Consider the following 18,242-nt stretch of genomic DNA (forward strand, 5'->3'; position numbering starts at 1 on the left):
TTTGAAATATCGCTTCGCTACTTGTTGCTGAGTAAGCCGTCCGCGTCAACCGCGGCGTGCGGCTTCGATGGCGGCGACGTCGATTTTCTTCATGTCCATCATCGCCTCGAAGGCACGTTTGGCCTCAGCACCGCCGGCAGCCATGGCGTCCATCAGCACGCGTGGGGTGATCTGCCAGGAGACACCCCATTTGTCCTTGCACCAGCCGCAAGCGCTTTCCTCGCCACCATTGCCGACGATGGCATTCCAGTAGCGATCGGTTTCTTCCTGATCTTCGGTCGATATCTGGAACGAGAAAGCCTCGGTCTGTTTGAAGGCGGAACCGCCATTCAGACCGATGCAGGATACGCCGGCCACGGTGAACTGCACCGTCAGCACATCGCCCTTCTTGCCGGAGGGGTAATCGCTCGGCGCGTGGTGAACGGCGGTTACCGCGCTGTCGGGAAAGGTCTCGGCGTAAAATCTGGCGGCGGCCTCGGCGTCCTTGTCGTACCAGATACAGATCGTGTTCTTTTTCATCTGCTTGCTCCTCCAGGTTGGAACTGATTTTCGTCTTGCCTGAACAGGCAAGGAAATTGGTCGGCCCCCCATTCAGCATAAAATGCCTGCGGCGGATGAATGTTCCGAAAAAGCTGAAGGCCGCGCCACGGCTCCGGTTTGGCGGCCGTTACAGCCAGCGCCGCACCCGGCGCCGATAGGCCTCATATGCCGGACCAAGCTCTTTCGTCAGCACACGTTCTTCAATAGTCACCTGCAGCGACACGGCGATGACAAGAGCGATGGCGACAACAAGCTGTAGAGGCGATGGAAACACCAGCACCAGCCCGGCGAATAGCACGATCTGGCCGACAAAGACGGGATTTCTGGAGCGGCCGAAAGGACCGCTGTCGACGATTGTGCCAAGATGGCCCTCGGCCGCACCGATGCGCCATGACCTGCCCATATGGTTCTGCGCATAAAGCGCAATCAGGCCGCCAGCCAGCACCATCGCCATGCCGCCAATCCGGATTGCGGTGCCAAGATCGCTGCGGCTCAGAAGCCAGACCGGATTTTGCGGCTCCAGCCACAGGGTGACGAGCGGCAGCAGAGCGCCAAGGAAAAAAGCGAGGCGAAAGAGCATGGCGGGAACGGCCTGCCGTTCGCGACCCTTTGCGAAGAGCCAGATCGGCTCGCCCGTCTGCCTTGCCAGCCGCGCCGTCAAAAACAGAAATCCGGCAATATAGGCCCACACGGCGAGTGCGGTTACGACGTCGATCATGATTTCTCCCGAAAATACCGGCAAGCCGCAACGTATCTGCAAAGGACAGCCTTAGCCGATTCGTCTGATGGCCAGAGTATAAACAGGAATAATACGCGATTGTTACGCCCGCCCAATGGCCCTTTGGCAGAGGGAAACGGCTGCGGAAAGAAACGAAAGCTGGTTTAAATTCAGTTTGAGTTTTTCAATCGAACTCAACTGGCAGCATCTTTATCCTTAAATATTATTTAAGAATGTAACAGTAATATTATTGAATGATTTTCAACGGAAATCATTAATCTGCCATCGGAGGATTGCGCGTGAATTTTCTTGATCGTGGTGCCAATGCTTTCGCGGTTCTTGCCGCGCTTTCCAAATCCCAGGCCATTATAGAGTTTGACCTTTCCGGGAAAATTCTTACCGCCAACGAGAATTTCTGTCGTGCGCTCGGTTACGAGCTTGCGGAAATCATCGGCAGGCATCACAGCATGTTCGTCGAGCCGGCCGTCGTGGCTTCGCAGGACTACAAGAGCTTCTGGGCAAAACTTTCCGCCGGTCAATTCGATCAGCAGCAATATAAGCGCATCGGCAAGGGTGGCAGGGAGGTCTGGATAGAAGCCTCCTATAATCCGGTGTTTCGCCGCGGCAAGCCGGTGAAGGTGATCAAGATCGCCACCGACATCACCGGGCGCAAGCTGAAGGCGGCGGAAGATGCGGGCAAGATCGACGCCCTGTCGCGGGCGCAGGCCATCATCGAGTTTTCACCTGGTGGCGATGTCCTGACCGCCAACGAGAATTTTCTGGCGGCACTGGGTTACTCACTGTCGGAGGTTCAGGGCCGGCATCATTCGATGTTCTGCGAACCGGCCTATACGCAGTCGGCGCATTACAAGCAGTTCTGGGAAAGGCTCGCGGGCGGTGATCTCGTGGCGGATGAATTCATGCGGCTCGGCAAGGGCGGCCGCAAGGTCTTCATTCAGGCCTCTTATAATCCGATCTTCGATCTGAACGGCAAGGTGTTCAAGGTCGTCAAATTTGCGACCGACGTGACCGGTCGTGTCGAAAATGTTGAAAAGCTCGCCCAATGTCTCACGGACCTGGCTGATGGTGACCTGTCGCAGAGCATCGACAAGCCGTTCATCCCCTCGCTTGAGAGATTGCGGACGGATTTCAACGCGGCCTCGGAAAAGCTGAAGAGAGCGATGACGCTGGTATCTGAAAATGCCGGCGCGATTTCCTCGGGCTCCAACGAGATACGCTCCGCTGCCGATGATCTTGCCAAACGCACGGAACAGCAGGCCGCCTCCATCGAGGAGACTGCCGCGGCGCTGGAGGAGATCACCACTGCGGTCAACGATTCCAGCCGCCGGGCCGAAGAGGCCGGCACGATCGTGGCCCGGGCCCGCGACCATGCCGAACATTCGGGCCAGGTGGTGCGCGATGCGATCGGCGCCATGGATCAGATCGAAAAATCATCGCGCGAGATTTCCAACATTATCGGCGTGATCGACGAGATCGCCTTCCAGACCAATCTGCTTGCGCTGAATGCCGGCGTGGAAGCGGCGCGTGCGGGTGAGGCGGGCAAGGGTTTTGCAGTCGTCGCGCAGGAAGTGCGCGAGCTGGCGCAGCGCTCGGCAACCGCTGCAAAGGAAATCAAGAGCCTGATCAACGCGTCCGGTTCGCAGGTGGAAAACGGCGTCGGTTTGGTTACCAAGGCGGGATCGGCGCTGCAGGAAATTGCGGCGCAGGTTCGCGATATCAACAGCAATGTCGTGGCGATTGTCGAAGCCGCCCGTGAACAGTCCACCGCACTTGCCGAAATCAATCAGGCGGTCAACACGGTCGATCAGGGCACGCAGCAGAACGCTGCGATGGTGGAGGAGCAGACTGCCGCCAGCCACAGCCTCGCCCGGGAAGCCGCCGCCCTGTTCGAGCTTCTGGGGCAATTCAGGTTCGATGAGGCGCCGCGTGCGGCATCCTCCCTGCGCAGCAGCCCGGAGGTGCGACCGGCGCCGGCTCAATCGCGCCGCCCGGTATCCCGGCCCGTTGCGACGCGTGGTTCTGCTGCGGTTGCCGTCAATCACGATGAATGGCAGGAGTTCTAGACGGCTTCTCGTCAGAGCGGGTAAAATCAGAGCGTCCAGCCGGCCCGGCAATCGGGTCGGCTGGATGTTTTGCGCCGAGCCTTTTGATAGCACGGATGCGCATCGGCAGCGCGAAACCGAAACGACCATTGAACAGGACCGAAGGTCGGGGCATATTTTCGCGATCGCCCGATAATCGGTGCTTTGCGTCTGGAAGTGTGGGGTCGTTTGCTTGGCAGGGATATGGGCAGGGATATGGACAGGCCGTGTCGCTCTGGTCTTCTGCCTGATGGCGACAGCGGGCGGTGCTGCCCGGGCTGAAGAGCCGGCGGAGGGGAAAAACACCTGCGCATATAGCCATGCCGTTGCGCCGGAACTCTGCATTCGGGTCGGCAGCTACAATAGCGATCTGTGTCATGCCATCGAGGTGCTGGCCGGACGTTACGCCGTGCCGCCGGATTATTTCGCCCGGCTGATCTGGCGCGAAAGCCTGTTCCGCGCCGATGCGGTCAGCCCGAAAGGGGCCGAGGGTATCGCCCAGTTCATGCCCGGAACAGCAAGGCTGCGTGGTCTCGAGGATAGCTTCAACATCATTGCCGCGCTTGAGGCGTCGTCGCGTTATCTCTCCGAGCTGAATGGTCAATTCGGTAATTTCGGTCTTGCCGCTGCGGCCTATAATGCCGGCGAGGCGGGGTTGCGGACATTCATCGCCACCGGCCGCCTGCCAATGGAAACCCGCGATTACGTGTTTGCCATCACCGGATATCCTGTCGAAAACTGGAAAGACAATCCGCCGGAAAAGGCCGCCCCGGCGCTGGATGACGGCCGGTCCTTCCTCGATGCCTGCCTGCGTCTCGCCGACACACGCACCATGAACGATCCCGTTCTCATCTCCTCGGCCGACTGGGCGCCCTGGGGGGTGCAGCTTGCGGCGCATTACAATCCGGCGGTGGCGAACCGGCTGTTCACCCGCGCGATTGGCGGATTGTCGGAACCGCTCAATGCGGAACGTGCCCTCATCGTCAGGCAAAGAGGCGGGAATTTCGGCTCGCGCCCGCGTTATGCCGCCCGCATCGGCCGTGAGACCCGCGCCGAAGCCAACAGACTCTGCGGAGAGATCCGACAGGCCGGCGTCCCCTGCACCGTGTTCCGCAACAGATAGAGACGCCTGACGCGCGTCGATCATAACAAGTTGATCGCGATTTCGGTCCGCCCTCCTTTCAGCATGAAATCATTGACCCTAGATTTGCGCCACTGCGGCAGTAGGCGACCTATGCGGCGGGCGATATCTTGCGAGGGGACGATTGAAAATGAAATGGCTTGAAACCGGATGTCTGGCGGCTGCGGTGATGATTGTCACCGCCTGCACCTCAACCGGAGAAACCGATATTTCCCGCACGGTCGCAGCCTTTGTGGGGCAGCCGCGGGACGCGGCCATTACCAGGCTTGGCCGCCCCAACAAGGTGGTTATCGAAAAGGGCGCAACCGAATCCTACTGGCTGAAGGTTGATGTGGAGACCTATGCCGGGCTGAGCAATCGGCGTGAATACAAATCCGTGGATGGACAGACCCAGATGACGCAGACCGAGGGCATGAAAATCAAGGAACACCGCCGCGATTGTATCATCAAGATCACGGCAGATGCCGGCTCCATCATCAAGACCAGCGAGATCATCGGCAATCCGGCGAGTTGCGAAACCATTCTCAATCGTCCGGTTTCGTGAGCAATCTCATGTTTCGGTGAGCCGCGCGCCAGGTAGGCGCACGGCTCGAAAGTTTGCGGAAAGTTTCCTCAGAAGCGATAGTTCAGCCCGACCTTGATGGCATGCAGGTTCAACGAGTTCGAGGCATTGCGACCGTTTGCAATTCCGGACGTCCCGGCATGGTCTACATATTCGTAGATCGGGGATTCATAGGGCTCGCAGACTTCCGGCATGGAATCGCAGAGCCAGGCCATGTTCGGATCATTCTTCAAGCCGGGATCGACCATCTCCGTGCCCGTCTGCTCACTGGTGCGATAATCCTTGCCGGTGCCGGCGCGGGCGTTCTTGAACTTGAACGATTTGGCGCGGAAATGGCTGTAGCTGTAATCCGCACGGATCGACCAGTTGTCGTTCAGCGCATATTCCGCACCGAGGCCGACGGTGAAGCCGGCACGTGTTCCGGAAGCCTTCTCCACGAAGAATGCCGTCGTTTCAGAGCCGAGAGGATTGGTCGCGCTCGCGCCGTCTGAAATATACTGGTCGCGCCACTGGGTTTCTTTCGCCAGCGCCAGGCCGGCGGTGGAGTAAACGAGCAGCCTGTCATTCACGGCATAACCGAGCTTCGCCCGCAGACCGGCCGTCCAGTCGATATCGTAGCTGGTCGTTGCGTCCACATGGCCGCTCTTTGCCAGCACCGGATCGGTGGAACCGAACTTTTCGAGGCCACGAAGATAGGTCTTGGTGTAATCGGCCTCGACGCCGACGACAAAGCCGTTTTCCAGCTGCCGGTCATAACCGGCCTGCAGTCCAAACGCGCCGCCCCGCAGGTTGAAATCGGCCGATTCCCGTGCGGCCGCATCGTTGAATGTGCCATCCAGCGAGGTCGTATTTCCGGCAAAATTCAGGAAATCGCCGCCGGCATGGGCACCCACATGGAAGCCGGTCCAGTCACGCACGAAGGATGCGTCCGTCGGGCTGCTGAAGGGGGAAAGGCCGGGCAGGGCCTCGCCGCCGCCGATCGTCGCGGTAAGGCTCGCATAGATCGTACGGCCGGGACCGGGCTGCGTGACTAGGCCGAGCGGATCGACATAAAAACGGTCGAACAGGTTCTCCACCCGCAGGCTCGCCGTCATGTTGTCGTTGATCTTGTATTCGGTAAACAGATCGACCAGCGTATAGGGCTCCCAGTCGACAAGTGCGATGAATTGCGACGCGCCCTGCGCGGTGACGTCGCCGTGGCCGATGGCGCGCGGGCCGACATAGGAGACGCGGCCGCCGACCGTCAGCCGGTCCTCGAGGAATTTCTGCGAAAGCGTCAGGTCGACCGTATATTCCGGCTGAACATGGTTCGTCGCATAGTCGCCATAGAGAGACTTGCTGTCGCACGTCTGGGTCGTGCGGCAATATTCGACATTCAGGAAGTAGTTGGCGGAAAGATCGGCCGAAAATCCGCCATTGGTGTAACGGCCGGAAACTTCGAGACCGGAAAATTTGGCGCGCGGAATATTGCCGATATTCAGCGTCAGCTGCGGTTCGGTCACGACGGTGCGCGAGATGTAATTCTTCACATCCCAGTTGAAATAACCGAACTTGATCATGGCGGTATCATCTTCGGAGAAGATGCCGTCGCGAATGATGTTGGTGCCGATTTCCCAGTTGCTGGAGCGCTCCGGCAGGACGCCGGCATTCGCGATGACGCTGTTGAAGGCCGAGACGGATTCAATGATGGATGGCGAGCGCAGCGTATTCGAATAATTGACGTAGAACTGGGTGTTGTCGAACGGTTCCAGCGTCACTCCGGCAGATGGGCTGAAACCGCCATCATCCACTTTCAGGTCAACCGGCTTGTCCCGCGCCTGATAACGCTCATAGGGATCAAATCGGTCTTCAACCCAATAATGGGAATATCGCAGGCCGCCATTAAGGGTGAGCCAGTCCACCGGCTTGTAAGCTGCCTTGGCAAAGGCTGCACCTTCATGGCGAATGGCGTCGCGCGGGGTCAGCCACCCCTCCAGAACGGCGGTGTGGTTGCTACCATTGGTGTCTTCGGCGCGGTAGGAAAATCCGTAATTCAGGTCGAAATCGCCGTAATCCAGGCTGAACTGCGAGCGGTTGGTAATCTCCGCTCCCCACATATTGGTATCGGTGCCGACCCGGAAGCCTGATGGCAGGCCGATCTTCTCCGGTGTCAGGCCACGCCCGCCGCGCACGGGGTTGCGGACTTCGAGATGGTTGAAATAGAAATTCGACTTGAAGTCGATGAGGTCGTTGTCTTCGGGGTTCCAGTTATATCTGGCGGTAAATGTGTCGAGGCTGGTGCTGACGGTCTGTTCCTGCTGCTGCGCCTGTCCGGTATTCGACGTCAGCCGCGAGGCAAGCCTGTCTCCGGCCTCGCTTCTGTATCCCATGTAACCGATCTGGAATGTCTGGTCGTCTGACAGACGCGCCGTGACCTTCGCCAGAAGCGATTGCGTTTCCAGCTCGGTATTGAGGATTTCCTCGCCGCCGCGATAATTGGCCAGACCTTCATTGATCATCGTGTTGGGCAGAGTGCCGCCCCAATATTTCGTGTCGCCGATGTTTTTCGGGGACGCGACAGGACCATGGCTGCCGGCGTGATAATTGCCCTGACGGCGATGCGCATATCCGGCGACGACATCAATATCCTCGCCCTTATAAGCGCCGATGACGCTGCCGGAACCGGTCGTCGGCTTGAGGAAGGCGGGTCTGTCCATGCCATCGGCAGACGGGGTCGCGGTGCCTGCGCCAGACTGGTAGCTGTAGCCGCTCAATGCGCCTTCCGTCGGGCTTGATGAATTGGTGCCGAAGCCGCCCTTGACCTTAAGCCCCCATTTCTCGCCCGGCTTGACGATGTCGTCGGCGCCGACCGTTCGCATCGCCACCGATCCGGCATTGCCGAAGGAAGCGGCATCGGCTCCCTTGGTAATGTCGACACCGGCGATGAAATCGGGATCGACATAGGTGCGGTTCGAGACGCCCTGATACCCCTGATAGACCGTCACGGAATTCTCGGCGCCGTCGACCGTCGTGGCGACGCGGCCCATTCCCTGCATGCCGCGAATGTTGACGTCGATGGCGCCGGCGCCGTTTCGCGCTTCGCCGGACATGACGCCGGCCGTGCCGCGAAACATGTCGGCCGGGCTTGAGCCGCGGAAGCGCTCGATATCCTCGCCTGAAATGAAGGCGGTCGGGGCATCGTTGCTATAAGGTGCGTCCGGGCTGCCATATCGTCCTGACTTGCCGGTGACGGTGATTGTTTCGAGAACGAGCGAGCCATCCGCAGAGGTTGCTTCCGGTGCCTGTGAGGCGTTGGAAACCGTCACGCGATCGGGCGCGGTGAAGCGGAAGCTGAGGCCGGTGCCGTCAAGCAGCTTGCCGAGTGCTTCCCGCGGTGGCAGGGAGCCGGCTGCGCCGGAGGTCTTGAGCCCTTTCGTCAAGGATGCGTCGTAGAAAATCTGGATACCGCTTGCGGCGCCAAAGCGCGTCAGCGCCACATCGAGGGACCCGGCGGGAATGGAAAACTGGCGCAACTCCTGCGCAACTGCCTGGGTATGGGCAACCAGGGATACGGAGCAGGCCAGTGATGCGCAGAATGCTGCAAGCCTCAAACGCCGTTCGCGACCACCGGATTTATGTCCCGTCGCCAATAAAGTCATCCCCGTATTCCCTTCCATTTCGCCGCCTTGCTGCGGCCTCTGATAGGGAAGACGACCGAGGCGCATGAACCCGAAAAGATTTGTGGAGTTTTTTTGTAATATTTTCGGATCGTCCGGAATCCAGTGCTATCTCCGGTTTGAAAGGCTTCAGACGAGCAGCAATATTCCGCCTGCGCCGACCGCATGAAGATGCAGGGTTTCTTCAAGATGGGCGATAATGTCCTGCGGCCGATTGAGCTGAAAGACGCCCGAGACGTGCAGGGAGCGCAGGCTTTGACGGGTGATGATGATCCTGCCGCGCCGGTGGCGGTTCAGGCTCGCGACGATGTCTTCCAACGGACGGTTGTTGAAGACCAGCATGCCTTCACGCCAAGCCGATGCCGTCTCGAGGTCGATCGCGGATTTTTCACCAAGGCCAGCGTCCGAATAGACGATCGCCTCTCCGGGAAGCAGTTGCGCATCGCCGAGACAGTGGACGCTGAGCGGGCCAGACAGGCATTCCACGGTTACGCCGCTGGCATTATGGGTGACGCTGAAGGCGCCGCCGGAGGCCTGCACGCGGCCATTGCCGGCTTTGACCACAAAAGGACTGTTCGCCGCCTGCTGGACGGTGAAGACCGCAGCACCTGCGGTGAGATCGAACTGCCGTTCACCGCGCTCCAGCGACAGGGCGGAGCCGCCATCGAGAAAGGCGGTCGATCCATCCGGCAGGCTGACATTCTGCTGCTCGCCGACACCAGTTGAAAAATCCGCAAGCATTGCGCCTATGGAGGGCAGGTAACCGAGTTCCGGCAGCGCGACGGCAATGCCGGCAAGGCCGGCGGCAAGGCTGCCGCCCACCAGAAAGGATCGTCTGGATGTGGCTTTGACGCGGGTCTGCGCCTGCGCTTCCAGGGCCGGGCCAAGATCGCGCCAGAGCGCCGACGCCTCGACGAAGGCGCGTTCGTGATCAGCGCTGAGGCTGCGCCAGTGGCGGAGCGCCTCTGTATCCTCGATCGTGGCCGCGCCGGAGCGCAGCCTGACGATAAAGGTCGTGGCCTTTCTTCTGAGCGCATCGGATCCTTCGTTCAACACGCAACCCCTATCAAAAAACCGTCTGGATGCCGGAATTTCACATGAACCTCATTAGCTCTAACGATCACAAACGGTAAATCCGAAAATTATCTGCGCCGCTCATGTCCCATTTTCTCGATGCAGTAGTTGAGGGCGCGATTGATCTCCATTTCCACCGTGCGGGTGGAGACATGGAACTCTTCTGCGATCTCGGCATAGGGACGAAATTCCAGCCGCGCCGCGACCAGCATCTTTCTCTGTCGATCCGGCAGCTCACCGATGACCCGCATGAGCTGCCGGATCTGGTCACGGTCGATTACCTGCTGGTCCGGACCCGGGCGCTCGTCGCGAATGGAAAGGGCATCCTCGATCTGCTCGGTCGTGGCACGGTGCCTGCGGCCCCGCCCGTGATCGATGGCCAGCGACCTGGCGATGCGCTTGAGATAAGGCACTGGTGCTGCGGATGCGTTCGAGCTGTTTCTCGCCAGCTTGATCCATGCCTCATGGGCAAGATCCTCGGCATCCTCGCGCGAGCCCGTCATCCGCGTCAGATATCGCTTGATATCCGACTGGGTTTTCAGGAATGCCGAAAGGAATTTGTCGTCGCGCTGCGTCATGACCGACCTGGAGATTGGACTTCAGGCGATACCCCGTGGCAGATGCGAATTCAATACTTAACTTAAATAATCATGTTAAAGCCGGCGGGGACGATAATCGCGCAACCTGTGTGGCTCAGTTTCTGTGGATGAAAGCAACCGCTGTTGTTACCGTGAGCCTCTGCACATATGCTGGACTACTTAAATCACGATTTCCGGATATGGCGGACAGGCGCATAATGAGCTCCCAGTTGGATTTTTTCGGTTCCGCGGCAGCGCGGCTTCCCCAGGGTGAACGGGGGCGAAAAGCGGCCGGCCGCGAAACGGTGCAGAAGAACGTCGCGGATGACGAGACGCTTGCCGGATATCTTGAATCCACCGGAAATTACCGTGTTTCACGCCGGCTCATGCCGCGTACCGTCGTTGACAGACCGCGGCCGGAGTTCCCCCGTCAGGGCATTATCCTCGATACCGAAACCACGGGCCTCAATCATCGAACCGACGAAATCATCGAGATCGGCGTCATCGCCTTCACATTCGACGATCATGGCGCGATCGGCGATGTTACCGGCGTTTATGGCGGCCTGCGGCAGCCCGGCGTCACTATCCCGGAAGAGATCACGCGCCTGACCGGGATTACCGACGAGATGGTCGCCGGACAGGTGATCGACATGGACCGCCTGAGCGCGCTTGTTTCCCGGGCGGATCTGATCATCGCCCATAATGCCAGCTTTGACCGTCCGTTCTGCGAGGCCTTCTCGCCGATTTTCCGCGAGAAGGCATGGGCCTGTTCGGTTTCCGAGATCGACTGGCGGGCGCGGGGTTTTGAGGGCAGCAAACTTGCCTATCTCATCGGACAATCCGGTTATTTCCACGACGGCCATCGTGCCGTCGATGATTGTTTTGCGCTTCTGGAAGTGCTGGGTCACGCCCGGGCGGGGCAGGGCGAAGCACCCTTCGCAGAACTGTATCAGGCAAGCCAGCGCTCCCGGGTTCGCATTTATGCGGAAAACAGCCCCTTCGACATGAAGGATCATCTGAAAAAGCGCGGCTATCGTTGGTCGGACGGTTCGGATGGCCGACCCAAAGCCTGGTGGGTGGAAGTGGCCGAAGAAAAGCGCGATGAGGAGCTGCATTTCCTGCGGACCGAGATCTATCGCTGGGAGGCCGATCCCCCGGTCAAGCATCTCACCGCCTTCGACCGCTTCAAGGCAAACTAGAGCATTCGTTTCGGCGCAACGGACGTTGTCCGCCATCGATATCCGGCGGCAATCAGGAAAGTGGTGCCAGCGCGTTTCTCAGGCTGACACCCTGCTTCGGCTGCAGATCGAGATCGGCCTCGATATGATCGAGGTGATGGATCATGAGATCTGACGCGCCTTTTGCATCACCCTTTGCGACAAGCTCGAGAATGGCAAGGTGTTCATTGTGGCCGCAGCTCGAAACACCCGAGCGGCCATAAAGGGCGACGACCAGCGATGAGCGGGCGACAAGTTCATCCATGAACCGCTGGAGGATGACGTTACCGGACAGGGCCGCCAGCAGGAGATGGAAATCGCCCGAGGCCTTTATTTCCGCCCGGCGCGCGGCCGGACCCCGTTCATTCATATAGTGTGCCTCGTCGACGAGGTGATGCTCAAACCGCACAATATCCGCAGGCGTGATGCGCTGCGCCGCCGCCGCGATGATGCCCGGCTCGATCAGGCGGCGCGAGGCGAAAATCTGGCGCGCCTCTTCCGGCGAGGGCGTGGAAACGAAGGCTCCGCGGTTACGCTCGGTCTTTACCAGCCCCTCGAAGGCCAAAATCTGCAACGCGGCGCGCGCCACCGTGCGGCTGACATCAAAGAGTGCACCAACCTCGGCTTCCGACAGTTTGGTTCCGGGCGCCAGCCGCCGGTCGATGATGGCATTGCGCAGGGATTCGCGGATCAGCAGCGAGCGATCCTCGATTGTGGCATCCACGGCGGCAGGGGTTGTTTCAGGCAAGGTCATGTCACGGATCCGATGTTGCCTCTTCTAACCCGGTGGCAACGGTTTTCCTAGGGGTGCCATTGCGGTGAGTAGGCGCTGACGCCGTCAGTTCCTCAAAATCCCCAGCCACACGACAACGAATGCCAGTTGATGGGCGATATCCCCTTGTACATTCTGCAATGTCCTGTCGCTCAGACATATGCGGGATCCGTTCCGCTTCAGAATGCTCAGGCGTTCCGCCTTGGCCAAGAGGGCGGTGACGTGGGCGCGGCTTATCCCATAGGCGCGCGCAGCCGCCTTGCGGGAAAATTCACAATCTGACGCATCTGATCTGCTGGTTTTCGCCGCAGACAGCAGATCCAGCAGCAGGGGAAATCCGGGGGCATGGCCCAGGAACATCAGGGTTTCCATTGATATGGGGGTGAGCGCCTGCTGTTGCTTCAAAAGCCAGCCGACGCCATCGACAAGGGTGTTGACGCCGATGTCATCTTTCGCCGGCCTGCCCGGAACCGGCTGCGCCTCCCATGGCGCGGCTGCGGCAAGATAAGCCTCGGCGAGCGTCTCAATGGCCGTTATCAGCCAGCCACACAACGACCATGGACGTTCGCGGTTGTCGCCACGGGGTTGATGCCGCCGGGCGGCGCCTTCGAGTTCCAGCCAGTCGATCAAGGCCCGTGTCCTGCGGCTGGAGGCCCAGCCTCGGGGGACGACGATCGCCTGAACCGCAGCCAGGGTAAATTGCCCGCCATGGATCGATGCCAGGCAAATGGCACACAGGATCGTTGCGAATGCGCCGAAATCACCGATGGCGCGAACGAGGCGCGGCTCCTGCTTGAAGACCATCGATATCTGCGAGCAAAGACGGATGACAGTCTCGTCAAAAACGGCATCGTTCAGGATCCGGTTCGCAAGGGGTGTCAGCCTCTCCTGAAGCATGTCCGGCTGCGGCCGAACGGGGTCTCCTTGCGGGAGCGATTTTGAATCCTGCGCAACTGCTTTTCCAGATGCCCTTCTCCCACGGAATCTTAAGTTTCGCTACTTTATGGCGAATTTCAAAATATGAGTTTTGCTTACCGGCTGCGGCCGTTCAGGCCCGCATGACAGCTGAAATGTTCCGGGTTCGGGAGATGCGTGCAATTTGTTGCACTCCCGCACCGCTCTCCTTGAGGGTATTAAAAAATACTCTCATAAATTGAGTGTTAAAGAGCGCATTGAAATATGTGCCCTTTTGGAACGGTTTGCGAGAGCGGCGATAACAACAATTTTATCGTCTGTTTTTATTGCATAATTTTATTCGGCTTCGGACATAAAATCTTTCGTTGGGCAATCGAAAACACAATCTTTGATGGTTGTTTTCTCGGCCTTGACGGAGTGACGCAAAGTGCATTCCGAAGCCGCCTGGCATCCGCATGTTTCTACCGAGTTTCTGGCACGTCCGGCAGCAATGTCGGCTGGGCCGCGGCACGTCCATTCACCACAATTCTCAGAAGGAGGATAAAGCGATGCAACTTCGACATGTTATTTTTGCCGGCCTTGCGGCAATCGCGATGCAGTTTGATATACCGTCCCTGGGCCAGCCGGCCATTGCAAATGCGGCCGCCCTCACCACCGAACAGGTGGCGGCTTTCCAGTCAAAACTTGAACAGGCGGAAGCCAGCCGGGAGCTGCTCGGCCGCCGATCCGTGTGCCTGATGGAACATCTGACGGCGCAACAGCAGCTCAGCGCCGAACGGGAGAGGGCGCTGGGAGAGGCCATGTACCTGCAGATCGAGCTGGAACGGCAGGTGGCGCAGTCCGAAACGGCCGTGAAGGGTTATGAAGAACTGGTTCAGTCTGAGAGCGAGAACGTCAGGGCGCGTCAGGCCGTGTTCGAAAAAGCCCGAAGGGAAAGGGACGAGCAGGCCAAGAGAGTAACAATATGCAGCGGCGTCCTCTTCTTCCTGCCGGGAATTTGCCAGGCCGGTGACGCCGCAGTCAAGGCGCTGGGATGGATGAATGATGCGGAGCGGGAATACCGCATCGCACAGCCACGGCTGGACAACGCCCGGACGGCGCTTGAGGGCGTTCGCAACCAGCTCGAAAACAATCGCCGCCAGCTGATAGCGGCACAGCAGAGCCACGCGGAAAACCAGAGCGCGGTGAAAAATCTGGAAGAGCAGATCACCAGGCTCAAGGCGGCGATTTCCACCATCAACGTCAAGGTTCAGGACTTCAACATTCAGGTCGGCAACTTCACCAACGCTCTGAAGGAAGCGAGCGAGGTCAATCCTGACGACGCGAAAATACGTCAGGTCGACCGGCTGTCCGCCGAGATCGACGGCCTGACCAAGGACGTGCCGCAGTTCATTTCCTCCACCGAGGCCGGACTGCCTGAGGATGCCAGGAAACAATGCGGATCGTGAACGATCAACCCCATGACTCTCCGCAACAACCATCAACAGGAGCATGAAAATGAATAATGTTGTGACCTTTGAAAGCCGCGAAGCCAAAATCAAAAGCGAGATCGACGCCAGTGTCGATACGATCCTTTCGCAGCCGAAGTTTAATCTTCCCAAGTCAGATACGGCGCTCGTCCGGTCCTATGTCGACAAGATCCAGGGAACTTACGATGTCGAGCGGGCCAAGCGCGATACAGACAACGCGATCGATCTGCTCTACATCGCCTACAACACCACCCCGCAGGAGGAAGGCGACGTTCGTGTGCGCATCAGCGCGATCATGAACAAGCTGATAACGGCTCAGCAGCAAAGCGAGCGCACCATGCGAAGCGCGATGGATGAGGCCGGCAGGATCGGCAAAGCGATCGCCGATCTGTTCCCGGACTGGCTCGACGTCCGGGAGGAAAGCGATCAGGCCGAGGTCAAGGCATTTGTCTCCAATGATCTGATTAAACTCGCCAAAAACGTCCGCGACAGGGCGCTGGGTGTTCGCAACGAGCTTCTGGTTATCGCGTCCACCTATGATGTCATCATCAAGGACACGGTGCAGACCACGGACAAGAGCGAAACCGTTTTGAGCAAACGGCTCATCGACAAGGCCGCGATCGAAAAGGAAATCACCGAAGCGGGCGCACGACGCGAACAGCTTGAATCGCTTGTCAACGACCTCAGGGTGCAGGTCGCTGAATTTGAAAAGAAAGCAAGCGAATACGAGAAACGCGCCAATACGGCAGAGCAGCGCGCTTTTGTCATGTCGATCATCCGGGTCGGTGCGCAGATGATCTCAAGCGCTATTCCCGCCATCGCCATGGTGGCTGGTGGTCCGGCCTCGATGCTGGCGTCTTCGGTCGGCGGCGCGCTTTCGGGGCAGCCCAAGGGTGGGCAGGATGCCGATGGGCAGGGACAGGGCGGAGGCTCGCGCAACCCGGCGACCGGCGGCGGCAAGAGCGATGCAGCCGCCAAGCAGACCGAGCTTTCCGAAAAGCAAGCCGAACTGCGCAAAAGCCAGGAAAAACGCGACGTCCTGAAGGGCGATGTCAAATCGCTGGAGGAATCGAAGTCGAAGCTGGCGGAAGAGGCTGCAGGCGCCGATCCGAAATCGGCCAAGGCGGTTGAGCTTGCCGAACTCGAAAAGCGTCTGAAGACCCGCTCTGACGAACTCAAGACGCAAGAAGAAAAGGTTGCACAACAGGAAACCATTGTTTCCAGCCTGCAGGCTTCGCTCAAAGCCCTGGACCAGGGACTGGGCAAGCTTTCCGATGAGCAACAGCAACAGGCGGCAAGCCTGCGCGAAATCCAGATGCAGATGATCGACAAGGCGGAAGCCTATGAAAAGGAACGCCGCACCCAATCTGCCGAACTGGTGAAAATCAACGCCCTGCTTAAAGGCAAGCAGACTGAAGACGATAAAATCCAGCTTGCGGTCCAGTCGCTGAACGTCAGCCTATCTGCCCTCAAGCGCATGAAGGAGATCATCGAGGAAGTTGCTTACTTCTTCAAGACCTTCGCCGACTTCATGCAGGCCATCGCCGATGATGCCCAGCACCAGATCAGCGGCATCGAAAGTGTCGCCGAGCTGGAGGTCATTCGAAAGAACCGCTTCGCGCAGCTCGTCCGCTCCGTCGATGAGTTTTTCGTCAGGCAAACCGGTCAATGGCATGCGGTTGTGATCGTCTGCGACAGGTTCAGCCGCAGTTTTGCGGATGGCTGGTCCAAGCTGAACAAGCTGAGTGGTAAATATCTCACCGGCAGCGAGCTAAAGACCTATCTGTCGGTCGCCTCGGAAAAACTCACCGAGATCGTCGCCGAACGCGAAGCCGCAGCGGATGCAAAAATCGCGTCGTTGCAGGCCTATCGTCAGGATCTGAACAAGAGCGCGTGACGCTTGTGCAACTGCCGCTCCTGTCCCGGCCCGGCAGGCAGCGTCTCCATGATCCCAGCCACTGGTCGTCCCCTCTGGCTGCGAGATCATGGGCAGTGTCCTGCCGGCGCAATTGCCGGCAGGACGGGCATCTTCACCGATACTGATCATCCAATGTGAACCCGCAGACGGACATGCGATTGCCGTCAAGACGCAATGCAGATCCCGTCATTCTTAAAAAGGAGAGATGAAATGCCGACTGTAACCGATGTTCCCGCCCTTATCGCTCAACGTACCCCGTCCTGGTGCTTTGCCGCCGTTGAGGAAATGGTGCGAGCATATTATGGGCTCGCCCCAGCCACGCAATATGCCATTGCGAGGCGCAATACTGAGGCGCTTGCGACGGTTGATCCGCAGGTTCAGGATCGCTGGGAGATGGCGCAGGTTCTGGATCAGTCCGCCGGCATCAATGAAATGGGCGGCGCCAACCAGAACAGCGATGTCGTCAAGCTGGTTTCCAGCCAATGGAATGCTTTCGATCACGCGACGACGGGCGGCCAGTTCGTTGCCAATCTGACGGCCGAAATCGTGAAACGCGAGATCGACAACAACCGCGTTTTCGTGATCGGAACCAATATCCATTATTACCTTGTCTATGGATATACGGAAAATGGCAAGGATCTGGAGCTTCATGTCCTTGATCCATGGCCGGCCGGGCAGGGTGGCACCAGAACCCGTTTCGGCCTGCAGGCACTCCTCGCGACACCTGCCCATACGGCTATTATTTTCAACCGGGGTGGCTAACGCATACCGGCCGCGCGCCAGCGCGACCAGAACATTGCAGTAAAGCGCCAACAGCCCGTTTTACGGGATGCGCTCCAGCCGCACTCGCCAGATATGCCGGTGCGTGCCGGCAAAATGCTCATTCAACCAGAAACCAGATCAACCTGATCGATCCCGCATTTCAAAGTCCGGGAACACGCAGGTTATTGTCCAAAAGGAGACAGAAATGCCAATTCTCAGCAATTTCATGGTCAAGCATATCCGCCCCTTCGGAGAAGAGGGCTACAATACATTCACCAATGAGCAGACCATCGAGTTCCTAAACGAACTGGTGACACCTCAGGAGGTGCAGAACATCCTCAATCAGTGGCAGATGGTTGCCCTGTCTGATCCGCTGGGGCAGAGCAATCTTTTTGTCGGGGTTGCGAACGAGGTTGCTGAAGGCCGATGGGGCATTAACGAAACTGACAAAAGCACGGTCATGTTTCTTGATGATGTGCAGCTTGAGTCCCTCAGCCATATCAATGTCGGCCGAAACCGGCACTTCGAATGGGTCTCGCCAACGCCGATCGCGGCCACGGTGACCGTTCATAACGAAAGCTTCCGGCATCACATCATCTGGGACGCCACTGGCTTTGCAGGCGCCACCAACGCCGATGGCTGGGTGTCTCACTTCTCCGCGTTATTGCCGAGATAACATTTTCATCCGATAGCATGAGAAGACGCCGGAAAGTCAGCGACTTTCCGGCGCCGACGTGACCGACCCCTTCATATCCCTGTCGCAATAGTGTCTGATATCGACATGATTTTTTGAGGCCCATCTGTGTTGACGAATAGCC

At 58.7% G+C, this 18,242-nt stretch carries 15 protein-coding genes; 8 read left to right on the plus strand and 7 right to left on the minus strand.

Translation table 11 applies throughout. From position 1 onward, the window contains the following. Positions 1–45: 45 nt before the first annotated feature. Together PL640_RS20400 and PL640_RS20405 are read right to left on the minus strand one after the other, a co-directional pair. Positions 46–519: a VOC family protein gene (locus tag PL640_RS20400; protein ID WP_046800437.1), complete on the minus strand. Its 474-nt coding sequence runs from the start codon at positions 517–519 to the stop codon at positions 46–48. 148 nt (positions 520–667) lie between these two features. Further along, complete coding sequence (locus tag PL640_RS20405) at positions 668–1,258, minus strand: methyltransferase family protein (RefSeq protein ID WP_271363267.1); 591 nt, start codon at positions 1,256–1,258, stop codon at positions 668–670. Positions 1,259–1,557: 299 nt separating this feature from the next. Between PL640_RS20405 and PL640_RS20410 the strand changes: the two genes are divergently transcribed. From PL640_RS20410 to PL640_RS20420, 3 genes are all read left to right on the plus strand, one after another. Beyond that, entirely contained in the window at positions 1,558–3,342 is a 1,785-nt protein-coding gene (locus tag PL640_RS20410) for a methyl-accepting chemotaxis protein (protein ID WP_271363268.1), read from the plus strand. Between the two features lie 268 nt (positions 3,343–3,610). Further along, positions 3,611–4,483, plus strand: a complete 873-nt coding sequence (locus tag PL640_RS20415) for a lytic transglycosylase domain-containing protein (protein WP_271363374.1) — start codon at positions 3,611–3,613, stop codon at positions 4,481–4,483. A 148-nt stretch (positions 4,484–4,631) separates the two neighbouring features. Then, on the plus strand, positions 4,632–5,045 hold the full coding sequence (locus tag PL640_RS20420; protein ID WP_271363270.1) for a hypothetical protein: 414 nt from the start codon (positions 4,632–4,634) through the stop codon (positions 5,043–5,045). 68 nt (positions 5,046–5,113) lie between these two features. Here PL640_RS20420 and PL640_RS20425 read toward each other — a convergent pair whose 3' ends face one another. From PL640_RS20425 to PL640_RS20435, 3 genes are all read right to left on the minus strand, one after another. After that, positions 5,114–8,701: a TonB-dependent receptor domain-containing protein gene (locus PL640_RS20425; RefSeq protein ID WP_271363272.1), complete on the minus strand. Its 3,588-nt coding sequence runs from the start codon at positions 8,699–8,701 to the stop codon at positions 5,114–5,116. 147 nt (positions 8,702–8,848) lie between these two features. Next, complete coding sequence (locus PL640_RS20430) at positions 8,849–9,775, minus strand: FecR family protein (RefSeq protein WP_271363273.1); 927 nt, start codon at positions 9,773–9,775, stop codon at positions 8,849–8,851. A gap of 86 nt (positions 9,776–9,861) precedes the next feature. Next, a complete protein-coding gene (locus PL640_RS20435) occupies positions 9,862–10,371 on the minus strand; it encodes an RNA polymerase sigma factor (protein ID WP_065116490.1) in 510 nt (169 codons plus the stop codon). Positions 10,372–10,589: 218 nt separating this feature from the next. Between PL640_RS20435 and PL640_RS20440 the strand changes: the two genes are divergently transcribed. Further along, positions 10,590–11,570 carry a 3'-5' exonuclease gene (locus PL640_RS20440; RefSeq protein WP_271363274.1) on the plus strand — a complete coding sequence of 327 codons (981 nt, stop codon included), beginning with the start codon at positions 10,590–10,592 and terminating at the stop codon, positions 11,568–11,570. A gap of 52 nt (positions 11,571–11,622) precedes the next feature. On the opposite strand, the gene PL640_RS20445 is transcribed toward PL640_RS20440, so the two are convergent. Together PL640_RS20445 and PL640_RS20450 are read right to left on the minus strand one after the other, a co-directional pair. Continuing rightward, the gene (locus tag PL640_RS20445) at positions 11,623–12,342 is read right to left on the minus strand and encodes a GntR family transcriptional regulator (protein WP_142843178.1); all 720 of its coding nucleotides are present in this window, start codon (positions 12,340–12,342) and stop codon (positions 11,623–11,625) included. A gap of 84 nt (positions 12,343–12,426) precedes the next feature. Beyond that, a complete protein-coding gene (locus tag PL640_RS20450; RefSeq protein WP_271363275.1) occupies positions 12,427–13,257 on the minus strand; it encodes a hypothetical protein in 831 nt (276 codons plus the stop codon). Between the two features lie 566 nt (positions 13,258–13,823). Between PL640_RS20450 and PL640_RS20455 the strand changes: the two genes are divergently transcribed. From PL640_RS20455 to PL640_RS20470, 4 genes are all read left to right on the plus strand, one after another. Next, positions 13,824–14,723: a hypothetical protein gene (locus tag PL640_RS20455; protein WP_271363276.1), complete on the plus strand. Its 900-nt coding sequence runs from the start codon at positions 13,824–13,826 to the stop codon at positions 14,721–14,723. 49 nt (positions 14,724–14,772) lie between these two features. Beyond that, positions 14,773–16,641 (plus strand): tyrosyl-tRNA deacylase, encoded by a 1,869-nt coding sequence (locus PL640_RS20460; RefSeq protein ID WP_271363277.1) that lies wholly within the window; start codon positions 14,773–14,775, stop codon positions 16,639–16,641. A 231-nt stretch (positions 16,642–16,872) separates the two neighbouring features. Then, positions 16,873–17,424 (plus strand): hypothetical protein, encoded by a 552-nt coding sequence (locus tag PL640_RS20465; protein ID WP_225245791.1) that lies wholly within the window; start codon positions 16,873–16,875, stop codon positions 17,422–17,424. Positions 17,425–17,629: 205 nt separating this feature from the next. Beyond that, positions 17,630–18,100: a hypothetical protein gene (locus tag PL640_RS20470; protein WP_271363279.1), complete on the plus strand. Its 471-nt coding sequence runs from the start codon at positions 17,630–17,632 to the stop codon at positions 18,098–18,100. The last annotated feature ends 142 nt before the right edge of the window (positions 18,101–18,242 follow it).

Origin of the sequence: Agrobacterium sp. ST15.16.024 (assembly GCF_027956545.1) — a bacterium.
Classification (GTDB): Bacteria; Pseudomonadota; Alphaproteobacteria; order Rhizobiales; family Rhizobiaceae; genus Agrobacterium; species Agrobacterium cucumeris.

Coding starts and splice junctions, on each gene's coding strand:
- PL640_RS20470 (WP_271363279.1), top strand. CDS start 17,630: ATGCCAATTCTCAGCAATTTCATGGTCAAGCATATCCGCCCCTTCGGA.
- PL640_RS20445 (WP_142843178.1), bottom strand. CDS start 12,342: ATGACCTTGCCTGAAACAACCCCTGCCGCCGTGGATGCCACAATCGAG.
- PL640_RS20420 (WP_271363270.1), top strand. CDS start 4,632: ATGAAATGGCTTGAAACCGGATGTCTGGCGGCTGCGGTGATGATTGTC.
- PL640_RS20465 (WP_225245791.1), top strand. CDS start 16,873: ATGCCGACTGTAACCGATGTTCCCGCCCTTATCGCTCAACGTACCCCG.
- PL640_RS20400 (WP_046800437.1), bottom strand. CDS start 519: ATGAAAAAGAACACGATCTGTATCTGGTACGACAAGGACGCCGAGGCC.
- PL640_RS20425 (WP_271363272.1), bottom strand. CDS start 8,701: ATGACTTTATTGGCGACGGGACATAAATCCGGTGGTCGCGAACGGCGT.
- PL640_RS20435 (WP_065116490.1), bottom strand. CDS start 10,371: ATGACGCAGCGCGACGACAAATTCCTTTCGGCATTCCTGAAAACCCAG.
- PL640_RS20460 (WP_271363277.1), top strand. CDS start 14,773: ATGAATAATGTTGTGACCTTTGAAAGCCGCGAAGCCAAAATCAAAAGC.
- PL640_RS20455 (WP_271363276.1), top strand. CDS start 13,824: ATGCAACTTCGACATGTTATTTTTGCCGGCCTTGCGGCAATCGCGATG.
- PL640_RS20415 (WP_271363374.1), top strand. CDS start 3,611: ATGGCGACAGCGGGCGGTGCTGCCCGGGCTGAAGAGCCGGCGGAGGGG.
- PL640_RS20405 (WP_271363267.1), bottom strand. CDS start 1,258: ATGATCGACGTCGTAACCGCACTCGCCGTGTGGGCCTATATTGCCGGA.
- PL640_RS20440 (WP_271363274.1), top strand. CDS start 10,590: ATGAGCTCCCAGTTGGATTTTTTCGGTTCCGCGGCAGCGCGGCTTCCC.
- PL640_RS20450 (WP_271363275.1), bottom strand. CDS start 13,257: ATGCTTCAGGAGAGGCTGACACCCCTTGCGAACCGGATCCTGAACGAT.